The following is a 22,200-nucleotide window of genomic DNA, read 5'->3' as shown; positions in this document are numbered from 1 at the left end:
GGACACGCCACAAGGGCATGTCCCCGGCCGTGCTATCGCAGCGCCGGCCCCTTGCCCTTATCGAGCGAGGCCATGGCCAGCTTTGGCGCGGCCTTGTCCTCGACGGCGTCGCCGGCGGCCAGCAGGTGGTCGATGCGGGCGCGCTGGGCCTTGAAGCGGCTCAGCTCGCCGCCGGCCAGGATGGTGCCCTGGGGCACCTTGGCGCCGATCGGATTGACCCGCTTGCCGTTCAGCCAGACTTCGTAGTGCAGGTGCGGGCCGGTCGCCAGGCCCGTGGCCCCGACATAGGCCACCACCTGGCCCTGGCGCACGTGGACGCCGGGACGGATGCCGGCGGCGTAGCGCGAGATGTGGCCGTAGCCGGTGTCCCACTGGCCCGAATGGCGGATGCGCAGCCAGTTGCCGTAGCCGCTCCAGCGGCGGGCCTCCAGCACCACGCCGTCGCCGGCCGCCAGGATCGGGGTGCCGGTGCCGGCCCCGAAGTCCACGCCCTGGTGGGCGCGGGTGTAGCCCAGCACCGGGTGCTTACGCTGGCCGAAGGTGGAGGTGATGCGGGCGCCGTCGACCGGCGTGCGCAGCAGGAAGCCTTTGATGTTCTTGCCCAGCTCGTCGAAGAACTGCGGCTTGCCGTCCGGACCGTCGCGGTCGAAGGCGTAGAACTTCTGGCCCTTCACCTCGGCGTATTCCAGGTCGCCGGCCTCGACCGTGCGGCCGCTCTCGGTGACCTTGCGGCCGAACACCAGGCAGAACTTGTCGCCCTCGTGGATGTCGCGCGAGAAGTCGATCTTGTGCGAGAACAGCTGGGCGGCTTGGCTGACGATGGCCGGCGTGCCGCCGACGTCGGAGACGCTCTCGTAGAACGAGCCCTCCATCTTGCCGCAGGCGACCTTGGTCTCGTCGGTGACCTTCTCCTCCAGCTCGCGCAGCTTCATCGCGCCGTCGAAGGTGCGCGAGACGGTCAGGGTCGAGGACGGGCCGGTGCGCATCGACAGGCCGATCAGGCGGGCCGAACCGGCGCGGCCGTTGCGGCGCTCGGCGACGGCGGCCTCGAAGGCCATGCCGGCCTTGATGTTGACGGTGTCGATCGCGCCCTGCAGGGCGGCCACCACCTGGTGGGCGTCGTTGGGGGCGATGCCGGTGCGCAGGACCGCGCCTTCCAGGGTCTCGCCCGGACGCACCTTGACCGGGATCGATTCCGGACGCTCGAAGCCCGGCTGGGCCTCGGCGCTGGCGAAGGCGGCGTGCTGGAGCGCGGCCAGGGCGTTGGCGTCGAGCGGCGCCTGGACCACCTGGACCGGCGCGTCGCTGGCGGTCAGCTTCCAGCCTAGGCCCAGGGCGGCCAGACCGGCGATCGCGGTGAAGATTTTCGGGGCCAGACGCAGGGTCGGCCGCCTCGGATCGAATTCTTGCATCAAGCCCCCGACTGGTAAGCCCCGACTGGTAGCGATGCCGCGACGTTCAAAATGACACGGCTGGGATGCCCCCCAGCAAACCTCGCGCCGGAAAATGACGGATGACGCCACCTTCGGGCAAGGACTATTCGGTGCTTCGGGCGATTTGTCACGGACAGGGTTAAACCCCTGTCTTCACAAAGAAAAACGCCCGCCTTCGAGGAGGCGGGCGCTCAACTTTTCGGGTCTCGTTCGCTGGCGATTACGCCGCGTTGACCTGCTCGTTCGGGTCACGCAGCACATAACCGCGGCCCCAGACCGTCTCGATGTGGTGCTTGCCCTGGGCCGAGGCGGCCAGCTTCTTGCGCAGCTTGCAGATGAAGACGTCGATGATCTTCAGCTCGGGCTCGTCCATGCCGCCGTACAGGTGGTTGAGGAACATCTCCTTGGTCAGGGTCGTGCCCTTGCGCAGGGAGAGCAGCTCCAGCATCTGGTATTCCTTGCCGGTGAGGTGAACGCGGTTGCCGTTCACTTCCACCGTCTTGGCGTCCAGGTTGACGATGATGTCGCCCGTCTTGATGACCGACTGGGCGTGACCCTTCGAACGACGGACCACCGCGTGGATGCGGGCGATCATCTCGTCCTTGTGGAAGGGCTTGGTCATGTAGTCGTCGGCGCCGCCCGAGAAGGTCTTCACCTTCGTGTCGATTTCGGCGCTGCCCGACAGGATCATGATCGGCGTGTTCACCTTCGCCACCCGCAGGGTGCGCAGAACATCCAGGCCGCTCATGTCCGGCAGATTCAGGTCCAGCAGGATCAGGTCGTAGTCATAGATCTTGCCCAGATCCACGCCCTCTTCGCCAAGATCCGTCGTGTAGACGTTGAAGCCCTCAGACTTCAGCATCAGCTCGATGGTCTGCGCGGTGGCGCTGTCATCCTCGATCAACAGTACGCGCATGCAGCCCTCCCCGCCCTTGGGCGGCAATATTCGACAGCTAGGCGGAATCCGCCGGTGAAACCCGTCCTGCACTCTGCCGGACAGTTAATTTAAGACAGGTTAATTGGTGAACGATCTCGTTGGAGAAATGGTTAATCTGATTTGCGAATCGGGCGCAAGCGGTCAACGACTCGGTTGGCACATTGGTCGCAGGGGCCTGTGGACAGTCCGTCAAGACGATTCCTTTTGGCCGGAAATGCTTGATTTCCCGGACTTGTAAAGGACCTGATTGCTCCGCTTTTGGCCCTCTGGGACGGCTTGGCCGTTCACCTATGAGGCGAGATTGCGGCGTTCTGTCGCGAGAAATTTACAGCCTTGGCCGCAGGTCCTGGAGCGTCGCCGCGAGCCTGGCCTTAGGCGGTCCGCGACGTCCGGTCGCGGCGGGTTTCACCCTATTTTTCGCCGACCGGCTCGGGGGCCAGCCAACCGGCCTCGCGGAGCTTGGCCACCGAGGCGCGGGAGACGGGCGCGGTGAGGCCGCCTCTCAGGGTTAGGCGCAGGTTCCGGCCGTCGGCGACCACCCCGGTGACGGCCGCCCGGGCCACCCACCACGAGCGGTGCACCCGCATCCCCTCCTCGGCCATGCCGGCGATCACCCGTTCGAACGGACCGGCCACCAGGCGTGAGCCGCCGGGGGTGCAGACCCGCACATAGTGGTCCTCCATGCGCAGGCACAGCACCGGGCCGACGACGGGCGCGGGGGCCTCCTCGACGACGACCGGGGCCGGCGCGGGCTCGACCTCGGAGCGCAGCAGGCGCGGGCGCAGCAGCAGGTAGCCGCCCACCAGCGGGATCGAGATCGCCAGGCACTGGCCGAACCAGACCATCGGGGTGAAGTAGGACAGCTGGGGCCACAGCCACACCGCGATGCGCGAGACGATCAGGGTCTGGATCGCCGCCCCGATTAGCGCCGCGACCGCCGCCATGAACCAGGCGGGCACGCCGAAGCGCCGGCCCACCGCCAGGGCCAGGCGCACGCCGAGGCCGAACACGACCACCCCGATCCACATGCCGGTGATCCAGTAGGCCAGCCGCACGATCAGCGGACCGTTGAAGTAGCTGCCATAGGGCCCGACCACGCCCAGGAAGGCGCCCACCGCCGTCGCCACGGCGATGTCGACAGCCCAGTCGCGGGGAGCGCCGAAGAGCGCGGCCTTGGAGGTCATGCCGCTTCTATACCCACCGATCGCCGGTTCGCGAACCCATTCGCCCGTTCACGCATCGGGCGTGGCGAAGGTTCGCCGCCGGCCTCATCCGATGGGCCTTCTTCCACTTCGGAGCCGCCGATGCGCCGCCTGCTTCCCTGCCTGCCCGCCCTGTTCCTCGCCCTCGCCTGCTTGGCCTCGCCCGCCGTGGCCGCCGCGGACGTCGGCTTCAAGACGGTCTCCATGCCCGATCCCAAGGGCCAGCCCATCGAGGTCGGGATCTGGTACCCCACCGACACCCCCGCCTCGGCCCCGCCGCCCAACCTGGGCGACCAGCCCCTGGCGCTCGGCGCCCCGCTGGCCGGCGACCACCTGCCGCTGATCGTCATGTCGCACGGCAACGGCGGCTGGTTCGGCGGCCATTGGGACACCGCCGTCGCCCTGGCCAAGGCCGGCTTCGTCGTGGCCGCCCTGACCCACAGCGGCGACAACTACAAGGACCAGAGCCACGCCACCGACATGGTCGACCGTCCGCGCCAGCTGCATGTGCTGATCGACTACATGCTGGGCGACTGGAACGACCACGCCCGGCTGGACCCGGAAAAAGTCGGCGCGTTCGGCTTCTCGTCGGGCGGCTTCACGGTGCTGGCGGCGGCGGGCGGCGAGCTGGACTTCGGCCGCATCCCGGGCCACTGCCGCGACAACCCCACCCACTATGACTGCCAGCTGCTGGGCAGGGTCCCGATGAACACCGCCCAGGCGGCCGCGCCCTGGGTGCACGACAGCCGCATCCGCGCCGTGGTCTCGGCCGCCCCGGCCCTGGGCTACGCGTTCCGTGAGCAGACCCTGGCGGGGATCAAGGCCCCGGTCCAGCTGTGGCGCGCGTCCGACGACGAGATCCTGCCCGACCCGTTCCACGCCACCGCCGTGCTGAAGGCCCTGCCCGCCGCCTCGACCGAGTTCCACCTCGTGCCCGGGGCGCGGCATTTCGACTTCCTGGCGCCCTGCGACGCCTGGACCCGCAAGAACGTGCCGTCCATCTGCAACAGCGCCCCGGACTTCGACCGCACGGCCTTCCACAAGGATTTCGACGCCAAGGTGGTGGGGTTCTTCAAGGCCAATCTGATGAAACCTTAGCCCCCCCTCACGCTCCGTCATTCCCGCCCTTGTTGCGGGAACCCCTCTGTCCGCCGCAAGGGCGGTGGTGTGGCGCGCCGGCGCGCCAAGGCGCTTCACTTGCGAGCTGAACCAGGGGTGCCCCGCCACAAGGGCGGGAATGACGGATGGAGGGGGTGCGAAGCGTGCGACCTCACCGCCGAACGCGGCCAAGACATAAGGACGCAGCCCCCAGCCTAACCACAATCCTCAAGAGCCGATTAACCATAAGCCGCTACTTCACTCCCCATTAACGCCCGGGGCCCAAAGCTTGGCCCTGAGCCGTCGGGAGTTGTGCTTGCGTAGCCTGATCGCCGCCGTCGAACGTATCGATCCGCTGACCGTCTTCGGTCGCGTCGCCGCCGTGAACGGCCTCCTGATCGAGGCGCGCGGCGGGCTGACCCGTCTCGCCGTCGGCGCGCGGGTCGAGATCGAGCGCTTGAACCTGCCGACCCTGCCGGCCGAGGTGGTCGGCTTCCGCGAAACCCGGGCCCTGCTGATGCCGTTCGGCCCCGTCGAGGGCGTGGCGCCCGGCGCGGTGATCAAGATCATGCCCGAGGGCGCGGTGGTCCGTCCGACCAAGGCCTGGCTGGGCCGCATCATCAACGCCTTCGGCGAGCCGATCGACGGCCTGGGCCCGCTGCCCCAGGGCGACGTCCCCTATCCCCTGAAGACCCCGCCGCCGCCGGCCCACGCCCGCGGCCGCGTCGGCGAGCGCCTGGACCTGGGCGTGCGGTCGATGAACGTCTTCACCACCACCTGCCGCGGCCAGCGCCTGGGCATCTTCGCCGGTTCGGGCGTGGGCAAGTCGGTGCTGCTGTCGATGCTGGCCAAGGAGGCCACCTGCGACGCCGTCGTCGTCGGCCTGATCGGCGAGCGGGGCCGCGAGGTCCGCGAGTTCATCGAGGAGACCCTGGGCGAGGAAGGCCTCAAGCGCGCCATCGTCGTGGTCGCCACCTCGGACGAGCCGGCCCTGACCCGCCGCCAGGCCGCCTACATGACCCTGGCCATCGCCGAGTTCCTGCGTGACCAGGATCAGGAAGTCCTCTGCCTGATGGACTCGGTCACCCGCTTCGCCATGGCCCAGCGCGAGATCGGCCTGGCCGCCGGCGAGCCGCCGACCACCAAGGGCTACACCCCCACCGTCTTCACCGAGCTGCCCAAGCTGCTGGAGCGGGCCGGTCCCGGCCCGATCCGCGCCGACGGCACCACGGCCGCCCCGATCACCGCCCTGTTCACGGTGCTGGTCGACGGCGACGACCACAACGAGCCGATCGCCGACGCCGCCCGAGGCATCCTGGACGGCCACATCGTCATGGAGCGCTCGATCGCCGAGCGCGGCCGCTTCCCGGCCATCAACGTGCTGAAGTCGATCTCGCGGACCATGCCGGGCTGCCAGACGCTGGAGGAGCGCGAGGTGGTCAAGATGGCCCGCCAGAGCCTGGCGGCCTATTCCAACATGGAAGAGCTGATCCGTATCGGCGCCTACCGCGCCGGGGCCGATCCGATCATCGACCGCGCCATCCGCCTGAACCCCGCCGTCGAGGCCTTCCTCAGCCAGAGCCCCGACGAGGCCACCAGCCTCGACGACAGCTTCGGCCACCTCGCCCACATCCTGCAGAGTGAAGCCGCCTGATGACGAAATGGGCCGACTCCCTGATCCGCATCTCGAACCACGAGGTCGAGACCCTGCAGAAGCGCCTGGCCGACGTCGTCGAGCGCCGCCAGGCCGCCGAGATGAAGGTCGCGACTATCGACGCGGAGTCCGAGCTGGAGGCCATGCAGGCCCAGGGCGACGTCGAGGCCGGCTGGTACATGATCGGCTTCCGCCAGGGCTCCAAGATCCGCCGCGACCAGCTCCTGCTCGAGATCGACCAGATCCTGATCGAGGAGGCCGGCGCCCGCGACGCCCTGGCCCACGCCTTCGAGAACCTCAAGAAATACGAGCACGTCGCCGAGGCCGCCAAGGTCGCCAAGGCCAAGCTGGTCGGCAAGCTGGAGACCGCGGCCCTGGACGAGCTGGGCCTGCGCCGGGCGGCGGTCGGTGGCCGCTAGCGGACTCTATTCCCGCCGCGCCGTCGTCGGCTCGGCCCTGGCCCTGTCCGCCTGCGGGGCCAAGGAGGCCCAGAGCCAGTCCCCTGGGGGCCAGTCCGCCCCCGCCGACCTGCCGCCGCTGAAGAGCGTCGCTCCGTTCCGGATCGGGACCTGCGTCCAGGCCCTGCACCTGGACGACCCGGCCCTGGCGGCCCTGATCGCCCGCCAGGCCAACCAGCTGACCGCTGAGTGGCAGATGAAGATGGAGTACATCGTCCAGCCGGACGGCGCCTTCCGCTTCGACGCCCCCGACCGCATCGCCGCCTTCGCCCGCGCCCACGGCATGGGCCTGCTGGGCCACACCCTGGTCTGGTACGCCCAGGCGCCCGAGGCCTTCCAGCGCCTGGACGAGAACCGGATCGCCTTCGGCGACGCCTATCGCAACTACATCCTGGCCGTGGTCGAGCGCTATCGCGGCCTGGCGGTCGGCTGGGACGTGGTCAACGAGGCGGTGGCGGAAGACGGCAACGGCTGGCGCGACAGCCTGTGGGCCCAACGCCTGGGCGCGTTCGAGCACATCGCCCTGGCCTACCGCACGGCGCGCGAGGCCGACCCGAGCGCGACCCTGCTGCTGAACGACTACAATCTCGAATACAACGACACCAAACGCTCCACCTTCCTGAAGCTGGCCGAGCGCCTGCTGGCCTCGGGCGCGCCGCTGACGGGCCTGGGGACCCAGATGCACGTGGCGGCCGACATCGCGCCCGGCAAGATCACCCGCATGATCCGCGAACTGGCGGGCCTGGGCCTGCCGATCCACGTGTCGGAACTGGACGTCTCCCTGACCCGGTCGGAGAACAAGCTGCTGTCGCGCGGCGAGCTGCAGCGGCGCCAGACCGCCGTCTACGCCGAGACCGCCGAGGCCTTCATGGCCCTGCCCCAGCGCCAGCGCTTCGCCTTCACCCTGTGGGGCTTGCGCGACCGCGACTCGTGGCTGAAGAAAGAGAACGCGAGCGACGCGCCCGCCGTGTTCGACGACGCCGGACGGCCCAAGGCCGGCGCGGCGGCGCTGGTCGAGGCGTTCCGGGCCTAGCCGTCGCCAGCACACCATCGAAGTCGGGGGACTCCGTTGCCGTACCGCACTGTTTTCGACGCCGCGACTCCGAATGCGGGGTTCAGCCCCTTCATGCTGATCCCCCTGGTGCTGGCCGGGGTCGGCGCGCTGCTGGTGTTCATGCCCAAGACCATGGAAAGGCTCCTGCCGAACGGCCCCAAGGGCGCGGCGCGCACGGTGTTCTCCTGGTTCTACTTCCTGTTCTCGTCCACGATGTCGGTCCTGGTCATCGGCGGCTATTTCGTCGGCTCGGACGAGCTGCGGCAGGGGCTGGAGTCCGGCCAGGCCGTCGTCAGCGAGGGTTGCCTGGAGACCTTCCACCCGATGCCGGAGGCCGGCCACGACGACGAGCGGATTCGGGTGGGCGGCCGCCTCTTCACCTATTCAGACTACGTTCTGACCTCCGGCTTCAACCAATCGGAGTCGCACGGCGGTCCGATCCACGCCGACAGCCGCGTGAGGATCCACGCCGTGGGCGACACGATCGCGCGGCTGGAGGTGATCGATCACGCCTGCCCGCCGGCGCGGCGGGACTAGCCCGGCCGCCGCCTCGGCTCAGGCCTGCTCTTCGTCGCCCACGCTCAGGGTCTTGGCCAGAGCCAGGATCTGCAGGCGCTGGGCCATCGGCAGCTGCGGCACCAGCGAGGCCAGCTCCACCCCTTCCTCCGTGGCCATGAAGCGGCGCACCGCCATGGCGCGCCGGTCGCCGTCATCGGTCTCCAGCGGCGGCATGCCTTCGAAGAACCAGGCGACCGAGGTCTGCAGGGTCACGGCCATGCCGTAGAGCTTGGAGGCGCTGACGCGGTTGGTCCCGCGCTCGTACTTCTGCAGCTGCTGGAAGGTGATGCCGACGCTGTCGGCCAGCTGGGTCTGGCTCAGGCCCAGGGCCTTGCGGCGCATGCGGACGCGGCCGCCCACATGGACGTCGACGAGGTGAGGTTCTTGATCAGCGGCCAACATACGTCTCCAGCAGGAGACGAAATACGTCTCCTCGACGCTTAGACGCCGGGGAAGACCCCTGCCCTCAAGCTTGAGGGTGAATTTTCGTATACCGCGTTATTCGGTCGCAGGCTTGGGAGCCGCCGCCGGGTTCGGCGGGCGGGTGACGGCGGCCACGGCGTGGTCGGCGTCGCTGGCCTGGCGCAGGGCCCGCAGGTCCTCGCTGATGCGGAAGATGGCGACGTAGAACTCGCAGAACGCGCGCCAAAGCAGCACCATGGCCGCGGCCACCAGCAGGCCCGCGACCAGCACGGGGAAGGCCAGCAGCAACGACTGCAGACCGGGCTCCTTCAGGGCCAGGCCCACGGCCGCGCCGACCACGGAGAACGCGAACAGGGCCACGACCCCCAGGCCGGCCCAGTAGATCAGGTGGATCACCGGCCCGGTGACCAGACGGTCGAAGGTCAGCAGGTCCCAGAACAGACCGCTCGAACCACTTGTCCTGGAATTTCTGGCCGGAGCCATCCGACACCCCTCATGTCAGCGGGAGCTCCGCCGGGTACTGACCCCATCGCTAGCAGCGCGAAGCCCGCTCGGCAATGCCGAGCGGGCTCGCTGATCGTCAGCCGACGATCGTTGGCGGCGACGTTCGCCTACTGCGGCTTGGCGCCGGCCAGGGTGGCGTCGATCTGCGCCTTGGTGGCCGTGGTCTGCAGGCCGCCGGTGGCGGCGGCGCTGAAGCTGGCCTTGGGCAAGGCGAACTTCTTCTCACCGCTGGTCACGACCACGTTGGTGGCGCCGTCCGCGCCCGTGGTGGTGCCGGCGATCGTGCCGACGACGGCGCCCGAGGGGTCCTTGACCTCGGAGCCGACCTTCAGGTCCAGGGCCACGTTGGCCGAGGACGGCGTACCGGCCGCGTCGGCGTCGGCGGCGGTGCTGGTGGTGCTGGTCGTGCTGCTGGTGGTCGACTGGGTCGGCGCGCCCGGCAGGGCGGCCGACGGGGTCGCCTGCGTGGCCGGAGCCGTCGTGGCCGCGGGCGCGGCCGGAGTAGTCGACTGGGCCGGAGCCGTCGTCGTGGTGGTCGTCGAAGTGGTCGCGGCCGCCGGCTTCGCAGCCGGGGCGGTCGATTGGGCGAAAGCGGCGCCGGCCAGCGAGAGAGTCGCGGCGGCGGCGAACATGGCGATCTTGGTTTTCATCAGTAGCGCTCCGTCGTGAAGGCCCCCGCCTTGGCAAAACGAACGCGACCTATCGGCAACGGTTCCGAAATAGTCAGTAACAACCCGTGACCATTTCTGGGCGTTTCCAGGCGTTTTCTGGGCGAAAGCCCCCATGGCGGGCGCACAGCTGGACCGCTCCGTGGCTCTACTCGAAGCGCGTCAGTCGCCCCTGAGCGAACCTTTCGCCCCTGCCCCAAAGCCGCGCCGCGAGCGAGGTCTGGTACGACGCCCAGCCCTGCTCCACGCCACCTTCGTTGCGCCTCACGAAGCCCTTGTCGGGCGACCAGATCTCGATCAGCCCCCGGAAAAGGGCGATCGCGGCGGAGGCCTCCAGGTCGCCGTCGACCGACACGCTCGCGGCGTTGGACAGGTTCGGGTTGCGCGAGAAAAGACCGCAGTGAATCGCCGTGCTGGACGACCAGCCCCCGGTGTCGCCGTTCCAGAGGCCAAGGCTCCAGCCCAGCTCCGAGATCGGCGCGCCGTCGATGTCGCGCCGGTTCAGGCCCTTGGCCAGGCGACGCTCCAAGGCGTCGACGGACCCGACGTCGACCTTCGGCGAGAGACGCTTGCGCGCCCCCTTCTCGTACCAGTCGGCCAGGTTGGGAGACGCCCTCCCGAGCAGGGCGAAGTGGCGATGGGCGAGCCTGGAACAGGCGGCGACGTCCATGCGCCGCAACGCCCAATGTACCGCTATGGTGGTCGTCGCCATCGAAGCCCGAGGATCAGGAAAAGGCCAAGCTACAGCCTGGCCCGAGCCTCGCCTAGACCATCCCCACCGTGCGCAGGCGGGCGCGCGGGTGGATTTCGTTCTGGCTCATCACCACGGTCTGGCCGCGGAAGCGCTCGATGATCGAGCGGACGTAAGGCCGCACGCCCGGGCTGGTCAGCAGCACGGCGCTGTCGCCGGCCATGGCGGCGCGGTCGAACGCCTCGCGCACGCCGCGGATGAAGTCCTGCAGGCGCGACGGCGCCAGGGCCAGCTGCTTGTCCTCGCCCGGACCGACCAGGGCCTCGGCGAAGGCCTGCTCCCACTCGGCCGACAGGGTGATGATCGGCAGGGCGCCGTCCTCGCCGCGGTTGGCCCAGCACAGCTGGCGGCCGATGCGGGCGCGGACCTGCTCGGTCAGTTGCACCACCGAGCCGGTGTGCGGCGCGGCCTCGCCGATGCCTTCCAGGATCTGCGGCAGGTCGCGGATCGACACGCGCTCCTTCAGCAGGGCCTGCAGCACGCGCTGGATGGTCGTGGCGCTGACCACCGAGGGGATCAGGTCGTCGACCAGCTTCTTCTGCCCCTCGGGCAGCTCCTTCAGCAGCTTCTGCACCTCGGCGTAGGAGAGCAGGTCGGCCATGTTCTCCTTGAGGATCTCGGTTAGGTGCGTGGTCAGCACGGTGGCCGGATCGACGATGGTGTAGCCGCGGAAGGTGGCCTCCTCGCGCATGGCCTCTTCCACCCAGGTGGCCGGCAGGCCGAAAGCCGGCTCGCGCACGTGCTCGCCGGGCAGCTCCACCTGGCCGCCGCGCGGGTCCATGGCCATCAGGCAGCCCAGGCGCACCTCGCCGGTTCCGGCCTCCATCTCCTTGATGCGGATGGCGTAGCCCTGGTTGGCCAGGCGCATGTTGTCCAGGATGCGGACGGGCGGCATGACGAAGCCGAACTCGGTGGCCAGGGTCTTGCGCAGGGCGCGGATCTGGTCGGTCAGCTTGCGGCCGTCCAGGTCGTTGATCAGGGTCAGCAGGCCGTAGCCCAGCTCGATCTTGACGTCGTCGATGGCCAGGGAGGCGCTGATCGGCTCCTCCTCCGGCTCCGCGGAGGCCGCGGCGGCTTCCAGTTCGGCCGGGGTCAGGGGCTCGGGCTTGGGCGGCGCGGTGGCCCGGCGATAGGCCAGGTAGCCCGCGCCGGCGGCCAGGGCCGCGAACGGGATGATCGGCATGCCCGGGATCAGGGCGATGACGCCCGACGAGGCCGAGACCATGCCCAGGGCGACCGGGTTCATGGCCAGCTGGGTGGTCAGGGCCTTGTTGGCGCTGCCCTCGACGCCGGCCTTGGACACGACCATGCCGGCGGCGATCGAGATGATCAGGGCCGGGATCTGGCTGACCAGGCCGTCGCCGATGGTCATCAGGGTGTAGGTCGAGGCGGCCTCGCCGATCGGCACCTTGTGCTGGACGACGCCGATCAGGATGCCGCCGACGATGTTGATGCCGGTGATGATCAGGCCGGCGACGGCGTCGCCCTTCACGAACTTGCTGGCGCCGTCCATGGCACCGAAGAAGGTGGATTCCGCTTCCAGGTCCTTACGGCGCTGCTTGGCGGTGTCCTGGTCGATCAGGCCGGTCGACAGGTCGGCGTCGATGGCCATCTGCTTGCCGGGCATGGCGTCCAGGGTGAAGCGGGCCGCGACTTCCGCGATCCGGCCCGAACCCTTGGTGACGACCATGAAGTTCACCACCACCAGGATGATGAAGACGATCACCCCGATGACGAAGTTGCCCTGCATCATCAGGTTGCCGAAGGCGGCGATGACCGCGCCGGCCCCGTGCCCGCCCTCGTGGCCGTGGCCCAGGATCAGGCGCGTGGAGGCGATGTTCAGCCCCAGGCGATAGAGGGTGGCGACCAGCAGGACGGTCGGGAACGAGGTGAATTCCAGCGGCTTCTTGATCAGCACCGCCGTCATCAGGATCAGCACCGCGCCGGTCAGCGAGATGGCCAGCAGCAGGTCCAGCAGCATCGCCGGAACCGGGATGATCAGCAGGACGATGATGCCCACGACGCCCAGGGCCAGTCCCATCTCGCCGCGCAGGATCCCTTCCCACAGCGACTTGGCGCTGGGGATGGAGCTTGCGGCCTTGGGGACGGCGGCGTCAGCCATTCAAATCTTCGATCCCGTAGTGGAGCTTGAATCCGCGATGAAGCGATTTGCGCGAACCCGCCAGGGTCTTAATCGAAATTAGCCATGTCGGGCGCCGGACCGATGGTCGCGGCCCCGAACGGAGTTCATCCAGATCAGGCCGCGGCCACCCCGCCCTGCGGCGGCGGCACCGGCACGCCGGCGTCGGAATATTCCTTCAGCTTGTTGCGCAGGGTGCGGATCGAGATGCCCAGGATGTTGGCCGCGTGGGTCCGGTTGCCCAGGCAGTGCTCCAGGGTGTCGATGATCAGCTGCTGCTCGACCTCGGCGACGGTCGAGCCGACGAAGGTGCGCGAGACGGCGTCGGCGGCCATCTGGGCGCCGCGGGCCACCGCAACGTCCGGCGCCGGGGCCAGGGGCTGGCCGTCCGGCAGGCGGATGGCGAACTCCTCGATCTCCGCGCCCGGCGACAGCAGCACCGCGCGGTGCATGGCGTTCTCCAGCTCGCGGACGTTGCCCGGCCAGCGGTGGGCGATCAGCCGGCGCTTGGCCTCGGCCGAGATCGGCTTTTCCGGCATGCCGTTGGCGGCCGAGTACTTCTTCACGAAGTGCTCGCACAGGGTGATCACGTCGCCCGGACGCTCGCGCAGCGGCGGCAGGCGCAGGTTCACGACGTTCAGGCGGTAGAGCAGATCCTCGCGGAACGTGCCGTCCTTCACGGCCTGGGCCAGGTCGCGGTTGGACGTGGCCAGGATGCGGATGTCGACCTTGACCGGCTTTTGGCCGCCGACGCGGTCGATCTCGCGCTCCTGGATGGCGCGCAGCAGCTTGGCCTGCAGGCGGGCGTCCATCTCGCTGATTTCGTCCAGCAGCAGGGTGCCGCCGTTGGCTTCCTCGAACTTGCCCACGCGGCGGGCCACGGCGCCGGTGAAGGCGCCCTTCTCGTGGCCGAACAGCTCGCTTTCCAGCAGGTTCTCGGGGATGGCGGCGCAGTTGACCGAGATGAAGGGGGCCTTGCTCCGACGCGACTTGGCGTGGACGTAGCGGGCCATCACTTCCTTACCCGAACCGCTTTCGCCGGTGATCAGGATCGAGGCTTCCGACGGGGCCACCTGGTCGGCCAGGCGGATGACGTTCTCCATCGCCGGATCGCGGACGATCATCGGGCGGTTGTCGTCGGTGACGGCGGCCAGGACGGCGGCGATCAGCTCGGCGTCCGGCGGCAGCGGGATGAACTCCTTGGCCCCGGCCTTGATCGCCGCGGCGGCCCGCATCGGGTCGGCGTCGACGCCGCAGGCCACCACCGGCACCCGGATCCGCTCGGACTCGTTGGTGGCGATCAGGCCCGCGATGTCGAGCGTGTACTCGACCATCATCAGGTCCGCGCCCTGCCCGGCCCGCAGCGCGTGGGTCGCCGCTTCCGTGGTCTCGACGTGCGAGACCTTGGCCCCGGTGTTCATCGCCATCTTCACGGCGACCGAGAGCTGTCCGTTCAGTTTTCCGACGACCAGGAGGCGCATCGTTCTATCTCCGTTGGGGCTTTGCCGCCCCGGCAGTTCAACTGGTTAAGTTCACTCGACGTCGCTGGGGTTAGCCCGCGGCGTCGCCGTCCTTGATGATTTCCGTCATGGTCACGCCCAGGCGCTCGTCGACGACGACGACCTCGCCGCGCGCCACCAGGCGGTTGTTCACATAGATGTCGATCGCCTCGCCGACCTTGCGGTCCAGCTCGAGGATCGAGCCGGCCGACAGCTGAAGCAGCTGGGCCACCGACATGTGGGCCCGGCCCAGCACGGCCGAGATGTTGACCGGCACGTCGAAGACCGGCGCCAGATCGGAGGCGATCTTGTCGCTGAGTTCGACCGGCATTTCGGAGGCCAGCATGGCGCCGCCGAATTCGTCGAGGGTGAGGTTGTCTTCGGACATGGCGGTCAGCTTTCGCTAGGCAGAAGGGGTTCGGCGTGGAGCCCTTCGGCCGCGATGGCGGCTTCCAGGGCTTGGGCGACGCGGGCGGCCGCGTCGGTCGGGTCGAAGGCCGCGCGGCCGTCGCCCCAGTCGAGGACGAAGGCGGCGGCCGGCAGGTGGGCGTCGGCGCGGGCCAGGATCTGGCCCGGGAAGCCGATGGCGTTGGCGGTCTGCTCCAGGGCGGCCTGGGTGCGCTCGACCAGGTGCGGGGCGACGCGGACGGTCAGCTTCGGGCTGGCCTCGACCTCGCGGGCCAGGGCCGTCAGGGCCGCCTGGGCGGGTTGGGCCGGGAACTGGTCCAGGGCGGCGTCGGCGATGGCCCGGCCGCAGGCCAGGGCCAGCATCGCCGAGCCCTCGCGATGCTCGTGGGCCACGGCCGTCAGGGTCGAGAAGGCGCCGTGGATCGCCTGGCCGATCGCGTTCAGGGCCATGGCGGCCTCGCGCTCGGCCTGGGCGACGGCCGACTGCTCGCCGGCGGCGTAGGCCTCGGCCTTGGCGGCCTCCAGCTCCTCCAGCGTGAAGTTCTTCTTCACCCGCGCGGGCGCGGTCATGCCGCCGTGATCGTCGAACACGGTGTCGAAGGTGAAGCGGCGGGGGGTCATGTCGGTCATTCAGCCATCCCCCTAGTAGATCAGTTCGTCTTCGGCGCCGGCGCCGGCCAGCATGATCTCGCCCTTGGCGGCCAGGTCCTTGGCGACCTGCACCATGGCGACCTGGGCCTGGTCGACGTCCTTCAGGCGGACCGGACCCATGCTTTCCATGTCCTCGCGCATGATCTTCGAGGCGCGCTCCGACATGTTCGAGAAGAACATCTCGCGCAGCTTGTCCGAGGCGCCCTTCAGGGCCAGGGCCAGCTGTTCCTTGCCGGTGGCGCGCAGCAGGGTCTGGACGCCGCCCGGATCCAGCTTCGACAGGTCCTCGAACACGAACATCAGGGCGCGGATGCGCTCGGCCGCCTCGCGGTTGCGCTCTTCCAGCGCGGCGATGAAGCGGGCCTCGGTCTGGCGGTCGAAGTTGTTGAAGATCTCGGCCATCATCTCGTGGCTGTCGCGCTTGGACGTGCGCGCCAGGTTCGACATGAATTCGGTGCGCAGGGTCTGCTCGATCTTGTCGAGGATCTCGCGCTGGACCGGCTCCATCCGCAGCATGCGGGTGACGCATTCCAGGGCGAAGTCCTCGGGCAGCGAGGCCAGCACGCGCGCGGCGTGGTCGCTCTTCACCTTCGACAGCACCACGGCGACGGTCTGCGGGTATTCGTTCTTCAGATAGTTGGCGAGCACCGCCTCGTTCACGTTGCCCAGCTTGTCCCACATGGTCCGACCCGCGGGACCGCGGATCTCTTCCATCAGCTGGTCGACCTTCTCGGGCGGCATGAAGGCCGACAGCAGGCGCTGGGTCTGCTCGTACGAACCCATGATCGCGCCGGTCGAGCTCATGCCCGAGACGAACTCGACCAGCAGCTCTTCCACGACCGAGGCCGAGACCGTGCCCAGGCCAGCCATGGCCTGGGAGACTTCCTTGATCTCTTCGTCGTCCAGCGCTTCCCAGATCGCCGTGTGCTCTTCGCCCAGGGCGAGCAGCACGATGGCGGCCTTCTCGGGTCCGGCCAGGCTTTTGACGTCGTTGACTGAGGCCTTCATCGCTTACTCCGACTCGTGCAGCCAGGAGCGGAGGATCGCGACGGATTCCTCGGGGTGCTTTTCGACGAACTCGGAGACCCGCTTGATCGACGAGGCCTTCACCTGGCCTTCGATCTTGGCGATGTCGATGCGCTGGTCCATGTCGCTGACCGGGCCGGCGATGGCGATGGCCTCGCCCGTCTGGTCGATGACGACTTCCTGCGTCGAGCCGTCCGACAGGGTGACCATGCGGGTCACCTGCGGCGTGGCCAGGGCCATGCCCAGCGGGGTCGGCGGCGGGCTCATCAGGCTCTTCAGGAACGGGCGGACCGCGAACAGCAGGATCAGCAGGGCCACGACCGCCAGCACGCCCAGCTCGGCGATGCGCATCAGGTCGTTCTTGTCCATGCCGTCCAGCAGGCCGGCCTTGCCCAGGCCCTGGTCCTCGGGCTGCGGGAAGCGGACGTTGACCACCGAGACCTGGTCGCCGCGCGAGGCGTCGAAGCCGACCGCGGTCTTCACCAGCTGCTCCAGCTGGGCCATCTCGGCGGCGGTGCGCGGGGTGTAGGCGCCCGGCTTGCCGTCCTTGCCCGGAGGGGCGACGATCCCGTCGACGGCCACGGCCACGGCGACCTTGCGGACCTTGCCCGGCTCCTGGACGGTGGTCGTGGTGCTTTCCGAGATCTCGTAGTTGGTGACGCTCTCGTTGCTGTTGGACTTGGAGCCCAGCGGCTGGAAGCCGTTCGGGGTCTGGCCCGGGATGTTCTGGGTCGAGGTGACGCCGCCGGTGTCGTCGTTCTTGGTCTCGCTGGCGTCGTTGGCGTTGGTGCTTTCCGAGCGGATGACCTGGCCGTCCGGATCGAACTTGCGCTCCTGGGTGGTGACGCGGTTCAGGTCGAGGTCGGCGGTGACGTTGACGCGCGCCTTGCCCGGGCCCAGCACGCCGTCGATCATGTCCTTGACGGTCTTGGCGATGCGGCCCTCGGCCTCGCTCTTGGCGTCCTGGGCCAGCTTGCCGGCCAGGCTCTCGTCGCTGCCGGCCGACAGGGTCTTGCCGTGCTGGTCGATGACGTTGACGGCGTCGGGCTTCATGCCGGCGACCGAACCGGCCACCAGGTTCTGGACGGCGCGGACCATGTCGGCCGACGGTTCGCGGCCCATGCTGATGGTGACGGCGGCGGTCGGCTTCTCGGCGTCTTCCTCGAACAGCTGACGCTTGGGGATCACCAGGTGGACGCGGGCGGCGCGCACGCCGTCCCAGCCCTGGATGGTGCGCTCCAGCTCGCCCTGCAGGGCGCGCTGGCGGTTCAGCTGCTGGACGAAGTCGGTCTGGCCCAGGGCGCTGGAGGTGTCGAAGATCTCGTAGCCGACCGAACCCGAGGTCACGAGGCCCTTGGTGAAGATCAGCTGGCGGGCGGAATTGACCTTGTCGCGGGCGACATAGATCGTCGAACCGTCGGCCTTGGTCTCGTACTTGATGCCCGCCTGGTCGAGGGCGGCGGTGGCGGCGGCGGATTCCTTGGGGTCGACGTTCGACAGCAGCAGCTCGTTGGGCTGCTTGCTCATCATCATCATCACGGCGGCGATCACGGCGATCGCGCCCGCGGCGACGCCAATCAGGGCGGCCAGACGACCGACGCCAAATCGTTGAATCGCACCGAGGAACTTGTCCAACCTACGCCCCAAACCCTGAACGGCCTCCCGACGAGGACGCTTAGCCACACGCGCCGGAGCACGCCGTCGCTAGGCAGGATTTACCCAGTGCAAGGTAAACGGGTCGTTTACAAAAGGGGGCGCCAAGGGGGTGGCGGGGGCGCCAAAAGGTCGCGGCCGCGTCCCAGGGGAACGCGGCCGCCGATCTGTACAACGGGAAGCGCCGAAGGGGTGAAACCCCGGCGTTTCCTAACGCTTCAACGCCCGCCGACTAGCGGTACTGCTGAAGCCGCGTGGTCCGAAGACCCGCCAGGCCGTGACGGTCGATCGATTGTTGCCAGGCGAGAAATTCCTCGTTGGTCAACTTGTATCGATCGCACGCCTCGTCGAGCGAGAGGAGACCACCGCGGACGGCGGCCACCACCTCGGCCTTGCGCCGGATCACCCAACGCTGGGTTTCCGGAGGCGGCAAGTCGGAGAGAGTCAGCGGCGCGCCGGTCGGACCGATCACGTACTTCTCACCCCGGCTGTTCGTGCGCTGCTGCTGCAACATGGCTTTACGCCTTTCCCACAACCATCACTGTTGGAGAGGAACATACGCGCCGGGAAATAACAGGCGCTTAATTCCAATAGTAAAGAAAGACTGAAACACGAGGCTTTCTCCCTACTCCTGTGATGTATCAATGTGACACAGGGTAATTAAGGTCAGTTAAGACCTGTAATTACCGCTTAATGCTCAGAAGCTCTTCTAGCATCTGGTCAGCGGTGGTGATGATCTTCGACGAAGCCGAATAGGCTCTTTGCGTCGTGATCAACCCCGTGAACTCGGTCGACAGGTCGACCGTCGAAGCTTCCAGCGTGGACGGAGCAATCACGCCCGCTCCCCCTTGTCCCGGAGTCTTCAAGCTATAGGTGCCGCTTTCGTTGGTGACGCGATATGCATTTCCGTTCACCCCCTTCAATCCGTTGGGGTTCGAGAAGGTGGCGATCGCAACCTGTGCGATCCGGCGGGTGACGCCGTTGTCGAAGATCGCCGAAACGTAGCCCTGGTCGTCGACCTCGATGTTGGTCAGGTTGCCGAAGGCCGTGCCGTTGGTGTTGACCGACTGGACCACCGACTGGCTGTTGTACTGGGTCAGGCCGCCGGCGGCGCTGGCCAGGTCGATCTGGATGTCCTGGGCGTCGATGCCCAGGCCGTCGGCCCAGCGGGGCGGGGTCACGGCGGGCGGGGCCAGGTTGGTCACGGCCGGGTCCGAGGCGCCGATGTTGATGGCGGTCGGGGTGACGCCGCCGAACAGGTTGCCGACCGAGGCCAGCTTGCCGTCCGTGGTGAAGGTCACCTTGCCCGAGCTGATCAGGCCGTTGGTGTTGTTGTCCAGGTCGCCCGGCTTGGCGCGCAGTTCGGCGAACCACTCGTTGGGGCCGGGGCCCTTCAGCAGCGACAGGGTGACGGTGCGCTGGCCGCCCTTGGAGTCCGAGACCGGGATCTGGATCTCGAAGTCCGGCTTGACGCCCGTGGTCGGGTCTTCGGCGTAGTCCGACATCGAGCGGGTCGCCGGGTCGTAGGCGCCGCTGTTGACCGCGTCGGTCTTGTTGTTCAGGCCCAGCTGGGTCTGGGTCAGGGTCACCGCGGGCGGACCGGCGGCGATCTGCACGTTCGGAGCCGTGCCCGGCAGGGTGGTGCCCGTCAGCAGGCCGGTGATCGGGTCGTAGGTGTTGACGCCCTTGGCGACGCTGACGCCGGCCTGGCGGATCTCGACGGCGTACTCGTTGCCGTTGCCGGTCGGGCTGTAATAGATCGAGTAGTTGTTGGTCGCGCCGCTGCTGTCGACCAGGGCGGTCTTGGTCGACACGGCGTTGGCCGCGGCCGAGACCGGCTGTTCCGAGCGCAGGTTGGCGTTGACGCCGACGCGGGTGGTCTTCTCGGCGGTGCCGCCGACGGTGCCGACGTTGATCGACGACAGCTGGGTCAGGTCCGAGGGGTCAGGCGTTATCGTGCCCGTCACCGGATCGGCCAGCCAGCCCTGCAGGTACAGGCCGGCGTCGTTGCGCAGGTAGCCCAGGTTGTCGAGCTGGAACGAGCCGGCGCGGGTGAACGAGCGGGTGTCGGTGGCGGTCAGGCCTTCCGGCTTCTCGGTGCCGACGAAGAAGCCCGAGCCGGCGATCGACAGGTCCAGGTTCGAGGTCGTGGCCTGCGTCAGGCCCTGCTGGCTGACGAACTGGTGGGTCTGGGCCTTCACGCCGCCGGCGCTGTAGGTGGCGTTCTTGCTCTGCGAGGTGACCAGGGTCGAGAAGTTCGCCGAGCTGCGCTTGTAGCCGACGGTGTTGACGTTGGCGATGTTATCCGAGATCGCGGCCAGGGCCGACGAGTTCGAGATCAGGCCGGAAACCCCGGCGAGCATGGCGCTGTTGATGCTCATGACTGTGATCCTGCGATGAAATTCAAAACGGAAGGGGTTTGAGGGTTCAGCGCGGTTTGCGTTCGGACCCCCGCGGGGGTCCCAAAGGCGTCATTCTGACGCCCGATCATCTTGTTGGCCGGCCTAGCTGCTGGCCGCGGGCGCGTCGGTGACGCCGATCACGGAGTCGATCGGCACCTTGGTGTCGCCGATCCAGACCATGTTGACGCCGCTCTCGTTGGTGACCTTGGTGACGACGCCGTCGATGCGGCCCTTCGAGGTCGTGGTGATGTTCGAGCCCTCGGGGTCGGTGGCCGTGACCTTGATGGTGTAGGCGCCGCCGGCGGGCTGCACCGTGCCGTCGTCGCTCTTGCCGTCCCACTCGAAGGTGTGGTCGCCGCCCGACATGTCGTCCGGCAGCTGGGTGCGGATGGTCTTGCCGAACTTGTCGATGACCTCGATCTTCACCCCGGTGGCCGAGCGGCTCTGGGTGTAGCTCCAGGTCGCCTTGCCGTCCTTGAGCACCGACTTGTCGGTCTCGGCGGTGACTTGCTTGCCCATCAGGTTGACGGCGTCGCTGATGCCGCCGCTGGTGTTCATACCCACCAGGGCCGTCAGCAGGTCGTTGGTCACCAGCTGCTGCTCGACCCCCGTCATCTGGGTGATCTGGCTGGTCATCTGGGTCGTGTCGGTGGGCGACAGCGGGTCCTGGTTCTTCAGCTGGGTGGTCAGCAGCTTCAGGAACGTCTGCTCGTTGTTGGCGAGCGAGTTCCGCGAGTTGTTGATCTTGTCGGTGACGCTAGTGCCGGTGCTGCTGGTGGCGGCGACCATGGGCGGCTCTCCTAGATTCTGACGTCGACGCCGCTGGCCTCGGCCACGCGGAGGCCGGGCAGCAGGGCGGACGGGGCGAGCGGGATGTCTTCGTTCAGGGCGGACTGGAAGGCGCGGCCGTGGAAGGCCTGCCGGCCGTCGCCGCCCTGCTGGTTCTGGAAGTCGAAGAAGGCGTTCTGGCTCTGACCGCTCTGGTTCTGGCTCGAGCTGTCGAAGCTCAAGGCGTTGTCGGCGACGTTGAAGCCGGCTGCGGCCAGGGCCTGGCGCAGCTCGGCCGACTTGCCGCGCATGTCGGCGGCGGCGGCCGGGTTGTCGAAGTTCAGGGCGGCGGTCAGCTTGCCGTCCTTGGCGATCTCGATGCGCACGTCGACGCGGCCCAGGCCTTCCGGCTGCAGCACCACATCGAAGCGGCTGGTCTTGCCGACCACCGCCTTGCTGGCGATCTCGGTCGTCAGGTGGCTGACCGTCTCGGGGCCGGCCTTGGGCAGCTGGGCGGCGACGACCGGCGCCGGGGCGGCGGCGGTGCCGGGGGCCATGAAGGTCGGGGCGGTCGCCGGGGCGTCGGCCTGGGCGACGACCGGCGCGGCCTCCTTCAGGGGCGAGCCCTGGGCGCTGGACTGATCCTGGGAGCCGCCTTGGGTCGAGCCCTCGCCCGTCGTGGCGGCGTGGGCCGAGGCGACTACCGGGCCGTGGGCCGGTTCGGCGGCGGCCTCGGCCACCGCGGCGGCGACGGCGGTGGCCGTGGTCGAGGCGGTCTTCGGCTCGGCGGCCTTGACGGTCTTGGCGGTGACGGAGGCGACTTCCGGCGCGGCGGCCTGGGCGGCGGCGGCCGTCTGGACGGGCGCGGCGTCGGCCTCGGCGGTCGGCGCGGCGGCGGTCGCCTGGGCGGCGG

General features: G+C 68.6%; 22 protein-coding genes. 5 read left to right on the top strand and 17 right to left on the bottom strand.

The features are described from left to right. Positions 1-32: 32 nt before the first annotated feature. The 3 genes from AC1U89_RS01725 to AC1U89_RS01715 form a co-directional block, all read right to left on the bottom strand. The gene (locus tag AC1U89_RS01725) at positions 33-1,412 is read right to left on the bottom strand and encodes a peptidoglycan DD-metalloendopeptidase family protein (RefSeq protein ID WP_479897922.1); all 1,380 of its coding nucleotides are present in this window, start codon (positions 1,410-1,412) and stop codon (positions 33-35) included. Positions 1,413-1,653: 241 nt separating this feature from the next. Continuing rightward, positions 1,654-2,349 carry a response regulator transcription factor CtrA gene (gene ctrA / locus AC1U89_RS01720; RefSeq protein ID WP_029914069.1) on the bottom strand — a complete coding sequence of 232 codons (696 nt, stop codon included), beginning with the start codon at positions 2,347-2,349 and terminating at the stop codon, positions 1,654-1,656. Between the two features lie 431 nt (positions 2,350-2,780). Continuing rightward, positions 2,781-3,554, bottom strand: a complete 774-nt coding sequence (locus tag AC1U89_RS01715; protein WP_479897921.1) for a LytTR family DNA-binding domain-containing protein — start codon at positions 3,552-3,554, stop codon at positions 2,781-2,783. A gap of 120 nt (positions 3,555-3,674) precedes the next feature. On the opposite strand from AC1U89_RS01715, the gene AC1U89_RS01710 reads away from it, so the two are divergent. The 5 genes from AC1U89_RS01710 to AC1U89_RS01690 all read left to right on the top strand — a co-directional run bounded on the left by AC1U89_RS01710 (position 3,675) and on the right by AC1U89_RS01690 (position 8,373). Continuing rightward, complete coding sequence (locus AC1U89_RS01710; RefSeq protein WP_479897920.1) at positions 3,675-4,670, top strand: alpha/beta hydrolase family protein; 996 nt, start codon at positions 3,675-3,677, stop codon at positions 4,668-4,670. A 316-nt stretch (positions 4,671-4,986) separates the two neighbouring features. Continuing rightward, the gene (gene fliI, locus AC1U89_RS01705; protein WP_029914075.1) at positions 4,987-6,324 is read left to right on the top strand and encodes a flagellar protein export ATPase FliI; all 1,338 of its coding nucleotides are present in this window, start codon (positions 4,987-4,989) and stop codon (positions 6,322-6,324) included. Further along, positions 6,324-6,743: a flagellar export protein FliJ gene (locus AC1U89_RS01700; protein ID WP_479897919.1), complete on the top strand. Its 420-nt coding sequence runs from the start codon at positions 6,324-6,326 to the stop codon at positions 6,741-6,743. The genes fliI and AC1U89_RS01700 overlap by 1 nt, the downstream gene beginning before the upstream one ends. After that, a complete protein-coding gene (locus AC1U89_RS01695) occupies positions 6,733-7,815 on the top strand; it encodes an endo-1,4-beta-xylanase (protein ID WP_479897918.1) in 1,083 nt (360 codons plus the stop codon). The genes AC1U89_RS01700 and AC1U89_RS01695 overlap by 11 nt, the downstream gene beginning before the upstream one ends. A gap of 93 nt (positions 7,816-7,908) precedes the next feature. Beyond that, positions 7,909-8,373 carry a hypothetical protein gene (locus AC1U89_RS01690; protein WP_479897917.1) on the top strand — a complete coding sequence of 155 codons (465 nt, stop codon included), beginning with the start codon at positions 7,909-7,911 and terminating at the stop codon, positions 8,371-8,373. A gap of 18 nt (positions 8,374-8,391) precedes the next feature. Here AC1U89_RS01690 and AC1U89_RS01685 read toward each other — a convergent pair whose 3' ends face one another. The 14 genes from AC1U89_RS01685 to AC1U89_RS01620 all read right to left on the bottom strand — a co-directional run. Then, positions 8,392-8,796 carry a helix-turn-helix domain-containing protein gene (locus tag AC1U89_RS01685; RefSeq protein ID WP_479897915.1) on the bottom strand — a complete coding sequence of 135 codons (405 nt, stop codon included), beginning with the start codon at positions 8,794-8,796 and terminating at the stop codon, positions 8,392-8,394. Between the two features lie 96 nt (positions 8,797-8,892). Further along, positions 8,893-9,300 carry a DUF4282 domain-containing protein gene (locus AC1U89_RS01680; RefSeq protein ID WP_479897914.1) on the bottom strand — a complete coding sequence of 136 codons (408 nt, stop codon included), beginning with the start codon at positions 9,298-9,300 and terminating at the stop codon, positions 8,893-8,895. Positions 9,301-9,428: 128 nt separating this feature from the next. Further along, complete coding sequence (locus tag AC1U89_RS01675) at positions 9,429-9,971, bottom strand: hypothetical protein (protein ID WP_479897913.1); 543 nt, start codon at positions 9,969-9,971, stop codon at positions 9,429-9,431. 166 nt (positions 9,972-10,137) lie between these two features. Next, positions 10,138-10,701 carry an Imm52 family immunity protein gene (locus AC1U89_RS01670; RefSeq protein ID WP_479897912.1) on the bottom strand — a complete coding sequence of 188 codons (564 nt, stop codon included), beginning with the start codon at positions 10,699-10,701 and terminating at the stop codon, positions 10,138-10,140. Between the two features lie 52 nt (positions 10,702-10,753). Next, a complete protein-coding gene (flhA, locus tag AC1U89_RS01665) occupies positions 10,754-12,862 on the bottom strand; it encodes a flagellar biosynthesis protein FlhA (RefSeq protein ID WP_479897910.1) in 2,109 nt (702 codons plus the stop codon). 134 nt (positions 12,863-12,996) lie between these two features. Continuing rightward, positions 12,997-14,361 carry a sigma-54-dependent transcriptional regulator FlbD gene (gene flbD, locus AC1U89_RS01660; protein ID WP_029914088.1) on the bottom strand — a complete coding sequence of 455 codons (1,365 nt, stop codon included), beginning with the start codon at positions 14,359-14,361 and terminating at the stop codon, positions 12,997-12,999. Positions 14,362-14,431: 70 nt separating this feature from the next. Then, complete coding sequence (fliN, locus tag AC1U89_RS01655; RefSeq protein WP_479897909.1) at positions 14,432-14,767, bottom strand: flagellar motor switch protein FliN; 336 nt, start codon at positions 14,765-14,767, stop codon at positions 14,432-14,434. Positions 14,768-14,772: 5 nt separating this feature from the next. Further along, on the bottom strand, positions 14,773-15,417 hold the full coding sequence (locus AC1U89_RS01650) for a FliH/SctL family protein (RefSeq protein ID WP_479897908.1): 645 nt from the start codon (positions 15,415-15,417) through the stop codon (positions 14,773-14,775). Positions 15,418-15,429: 12 nt separating this feature from the next. Further along, the gene (gene fliG / locus AC1U89_RS01645) at positions 15,430-16,446 is read right to left on the bottom strand and encodes a flagellar motor switch protein FliG (protein WP_479897907.1); all 1,017 of its coding nucleotides are present in this window, start codon (positions 16,444-16,446) and stop codon (positions 15,430-15,432) included. 3 nt (positions 16,447-16,449) lie between these two features. After that, positions 16,450-18,099 carry a flagellar basal-body MS-ring/collar protein FliF gene (gene fliF / locus AC1U89_RS01640; RefSeq protein WP_479897906.1) on the bottom strand — a complete coding sequence of 550 codons (1,650 nt, stop codon included), beginning with the start codon at positions 18,097-18,099 and terminating at the stop codon, positions 16,450-16,452. 250 nt (positions 18,100-18,349) lie between these two features. After that, positions 18,350-18,631, bottom strand: a complete 282-nt coding sequence (gene sciP / locus AC1U89_RS01635; protein WP_007675208.1) for a CtrA inhibitor SciP — start codon at positions 18,629-18,631, stop codon at positions 18,350-18,352. A gap of 169 nt (positions 18,632-18,800) precedes the next feature. Further along, on the bottom strand, positions 18,801-20,498 hold the full coding sequence (gene flgE, locus AC1U89_RS01630) for a flagellar hook protein FlgE (RefSeq protein ID WP_479897905.1): 1,698 nt from the start codon (positions 20,496-20,498) through the stop codon (positions 18,801-18,803). Positions 20,499-20,621: 123 nt separating this feature from the next. Further along, positions 20,622-21,308 (bottom strand): flagellar hook assembly protein FlgD, encoded by a 687-nt coding sequence (locus tag AC1U89_RS01625; RefSeq protein ID WP_479897904.1) that lies wholly within the window; start codon positions 21,306-21,308, stop codon positions 20,622-20,624. An 11-nt stretch (positions 21,309-21,319) separates the two neighbouring features. Continuing rightward, a partial coding sequence (locus tag AC1U89_RS01620) for a flagellar hook-length control protein FliK (RefSeq protein ID WP_479897903.1) occupies positions 21,320-22,200 on the bottom strand: 881 nt, incomplete at its 5' end.

The sequence above is a fragment of the Caulobacter sp. 05T431 genome, assembly GCF_056665975.1.
This window is presented reverse-complemented; position numbering and strand designations above follow the sequence as displayed.

Excerpts from the sequence above, each read along its gene's own strand:
- AC1U89_RS01715 (WP_479897921.1), bottom strand. The coding sequence starts at position 3,554 with ATGACCTCCAAGGCCGCGCTCTTCGGCGCTCCCCGCGACTGGGCTGTC.
- sciP (WP_007675208.1), bottom strand. The coding sequence starts at position 18,631 with ATGTTGCAGCAGCAGCGCACGAACAGCCGGGGTGAGAAGTACGTGATC.
- AC1U89_RS01675 (WP_479897913.1), bottom strand. The coding sequence starts at position 9,971 with ATGAAAACCAAGATCGCCATGTTCGCCGCCGCCGCGACTCTCTCGCTG.
- fliN (WP_479897909.1), bottom strand. The coding sequence starts at position 14,767 with ATGTCCGAAGACAACCTCACCCTCGACGAATTCGGCGGCGCCATGCTG.
- AC1U89_RS01710 (WP_479897920.1), top strand. The coding sequence starts at position 3,675 with ATGCGCCGCCTGCTTCCCTGCCTGCCCGCCCTGTTCCTCGCCCTCGCC.
- AC1U89_RS01685 (WP_479897915.1), bottom strand. The coding sequence starts at position 8,796 with ATGTTGGCCGCTGATCAAGAACCTCACCTCGTCGACGTCCATGTGGGC.
- AC1U89_RS01700 (WP_479897919.1), top strand. The coding sequence starts at position 6,324 with ATGACGAAATGGGCCGACTCCCTGATCCGCATCTCGAACCACGAGGTC.
- flbD (WP_029914088.1), bottom strand. The coding sequence starts at position 14,361 with ATGCGCCTCCTGGTCGTCGGAAAACTGAACGGACAGCTCTCGGTCGCC.
- AC1U89_RS01650 (WP_479897908.1), bottom strand. The coding sequence starts at position 15,417 with ATGACCGACATGACCCCCCGCCGCTTCACCTTCGACACCGTGTTCGAC.
- AC1U89_RS01725 (WP_479897922.1), bottom strand. The coding sequence starts at position 1,412 with ATGCAAGAATTCGATCCGAGGCGGCCGACCCTGCGTCTGGCCCCGAAA.
- flgE (WP_479897905.1), bottom strand. The coding sequence starts at position 20,498 with ATGAGCATCAACAGCGCCATGCTCGCCGGGGTTTCCGGCCTGATCTCG.
- ctrA (WP_029914069.1), bottom strand. The coding sequence starts at position 2,349 with ATGCGCGTACTGTTGATCGAGGATGACAGCGCCACCGCGCAGACCATC.
- AC1U89_RS01625 (WP_479897904.1), bottom strand. The coding sequence starts at position 21,308 with ATGGTCGCCGCCACCAGCAGCACCGGCACTAGCGTCACCGACAAGATC.
- AC1U89_RS01690 (WP_479897917.1), top strand. The coding sequence starts at position 7,909 with ATGCTGATCCCCCTGGTGCTGGCCGGGGTCGGCGCGCTGCTGGTGTTC.
- AC1U89_RS01680 (WP_479897914.1), bottom strand. The coding sequence starts at position 9,300 with ATGGCTCCGGCCAGAAATTCCAGGACAAGTGGTTCGAGCGGTCTGTTC.
- AC1U89_RS01670 (WP_479897912.1), bottom strand. The coding sequence starts at position 10,701 with ATGGCGACGACCACCATAGCGGTACATTGGGCGTTGCGGCGCATGGAC.
- fliG (WP_479897907.1), bottom strand. The coding sequence starts at position 16,446 with ATGAAGGCCTCAGTCAACGACGTCAAAAGCCTGGCCGGACCCGAGAAG.
- flhA (WP_479897910.1), bottom strand. The coding sequence starts at position 12,862 with ATGGCTGACGCCGCCGTCCCCAAGGCCGCAAGCTCCATCCCCAGCGCC.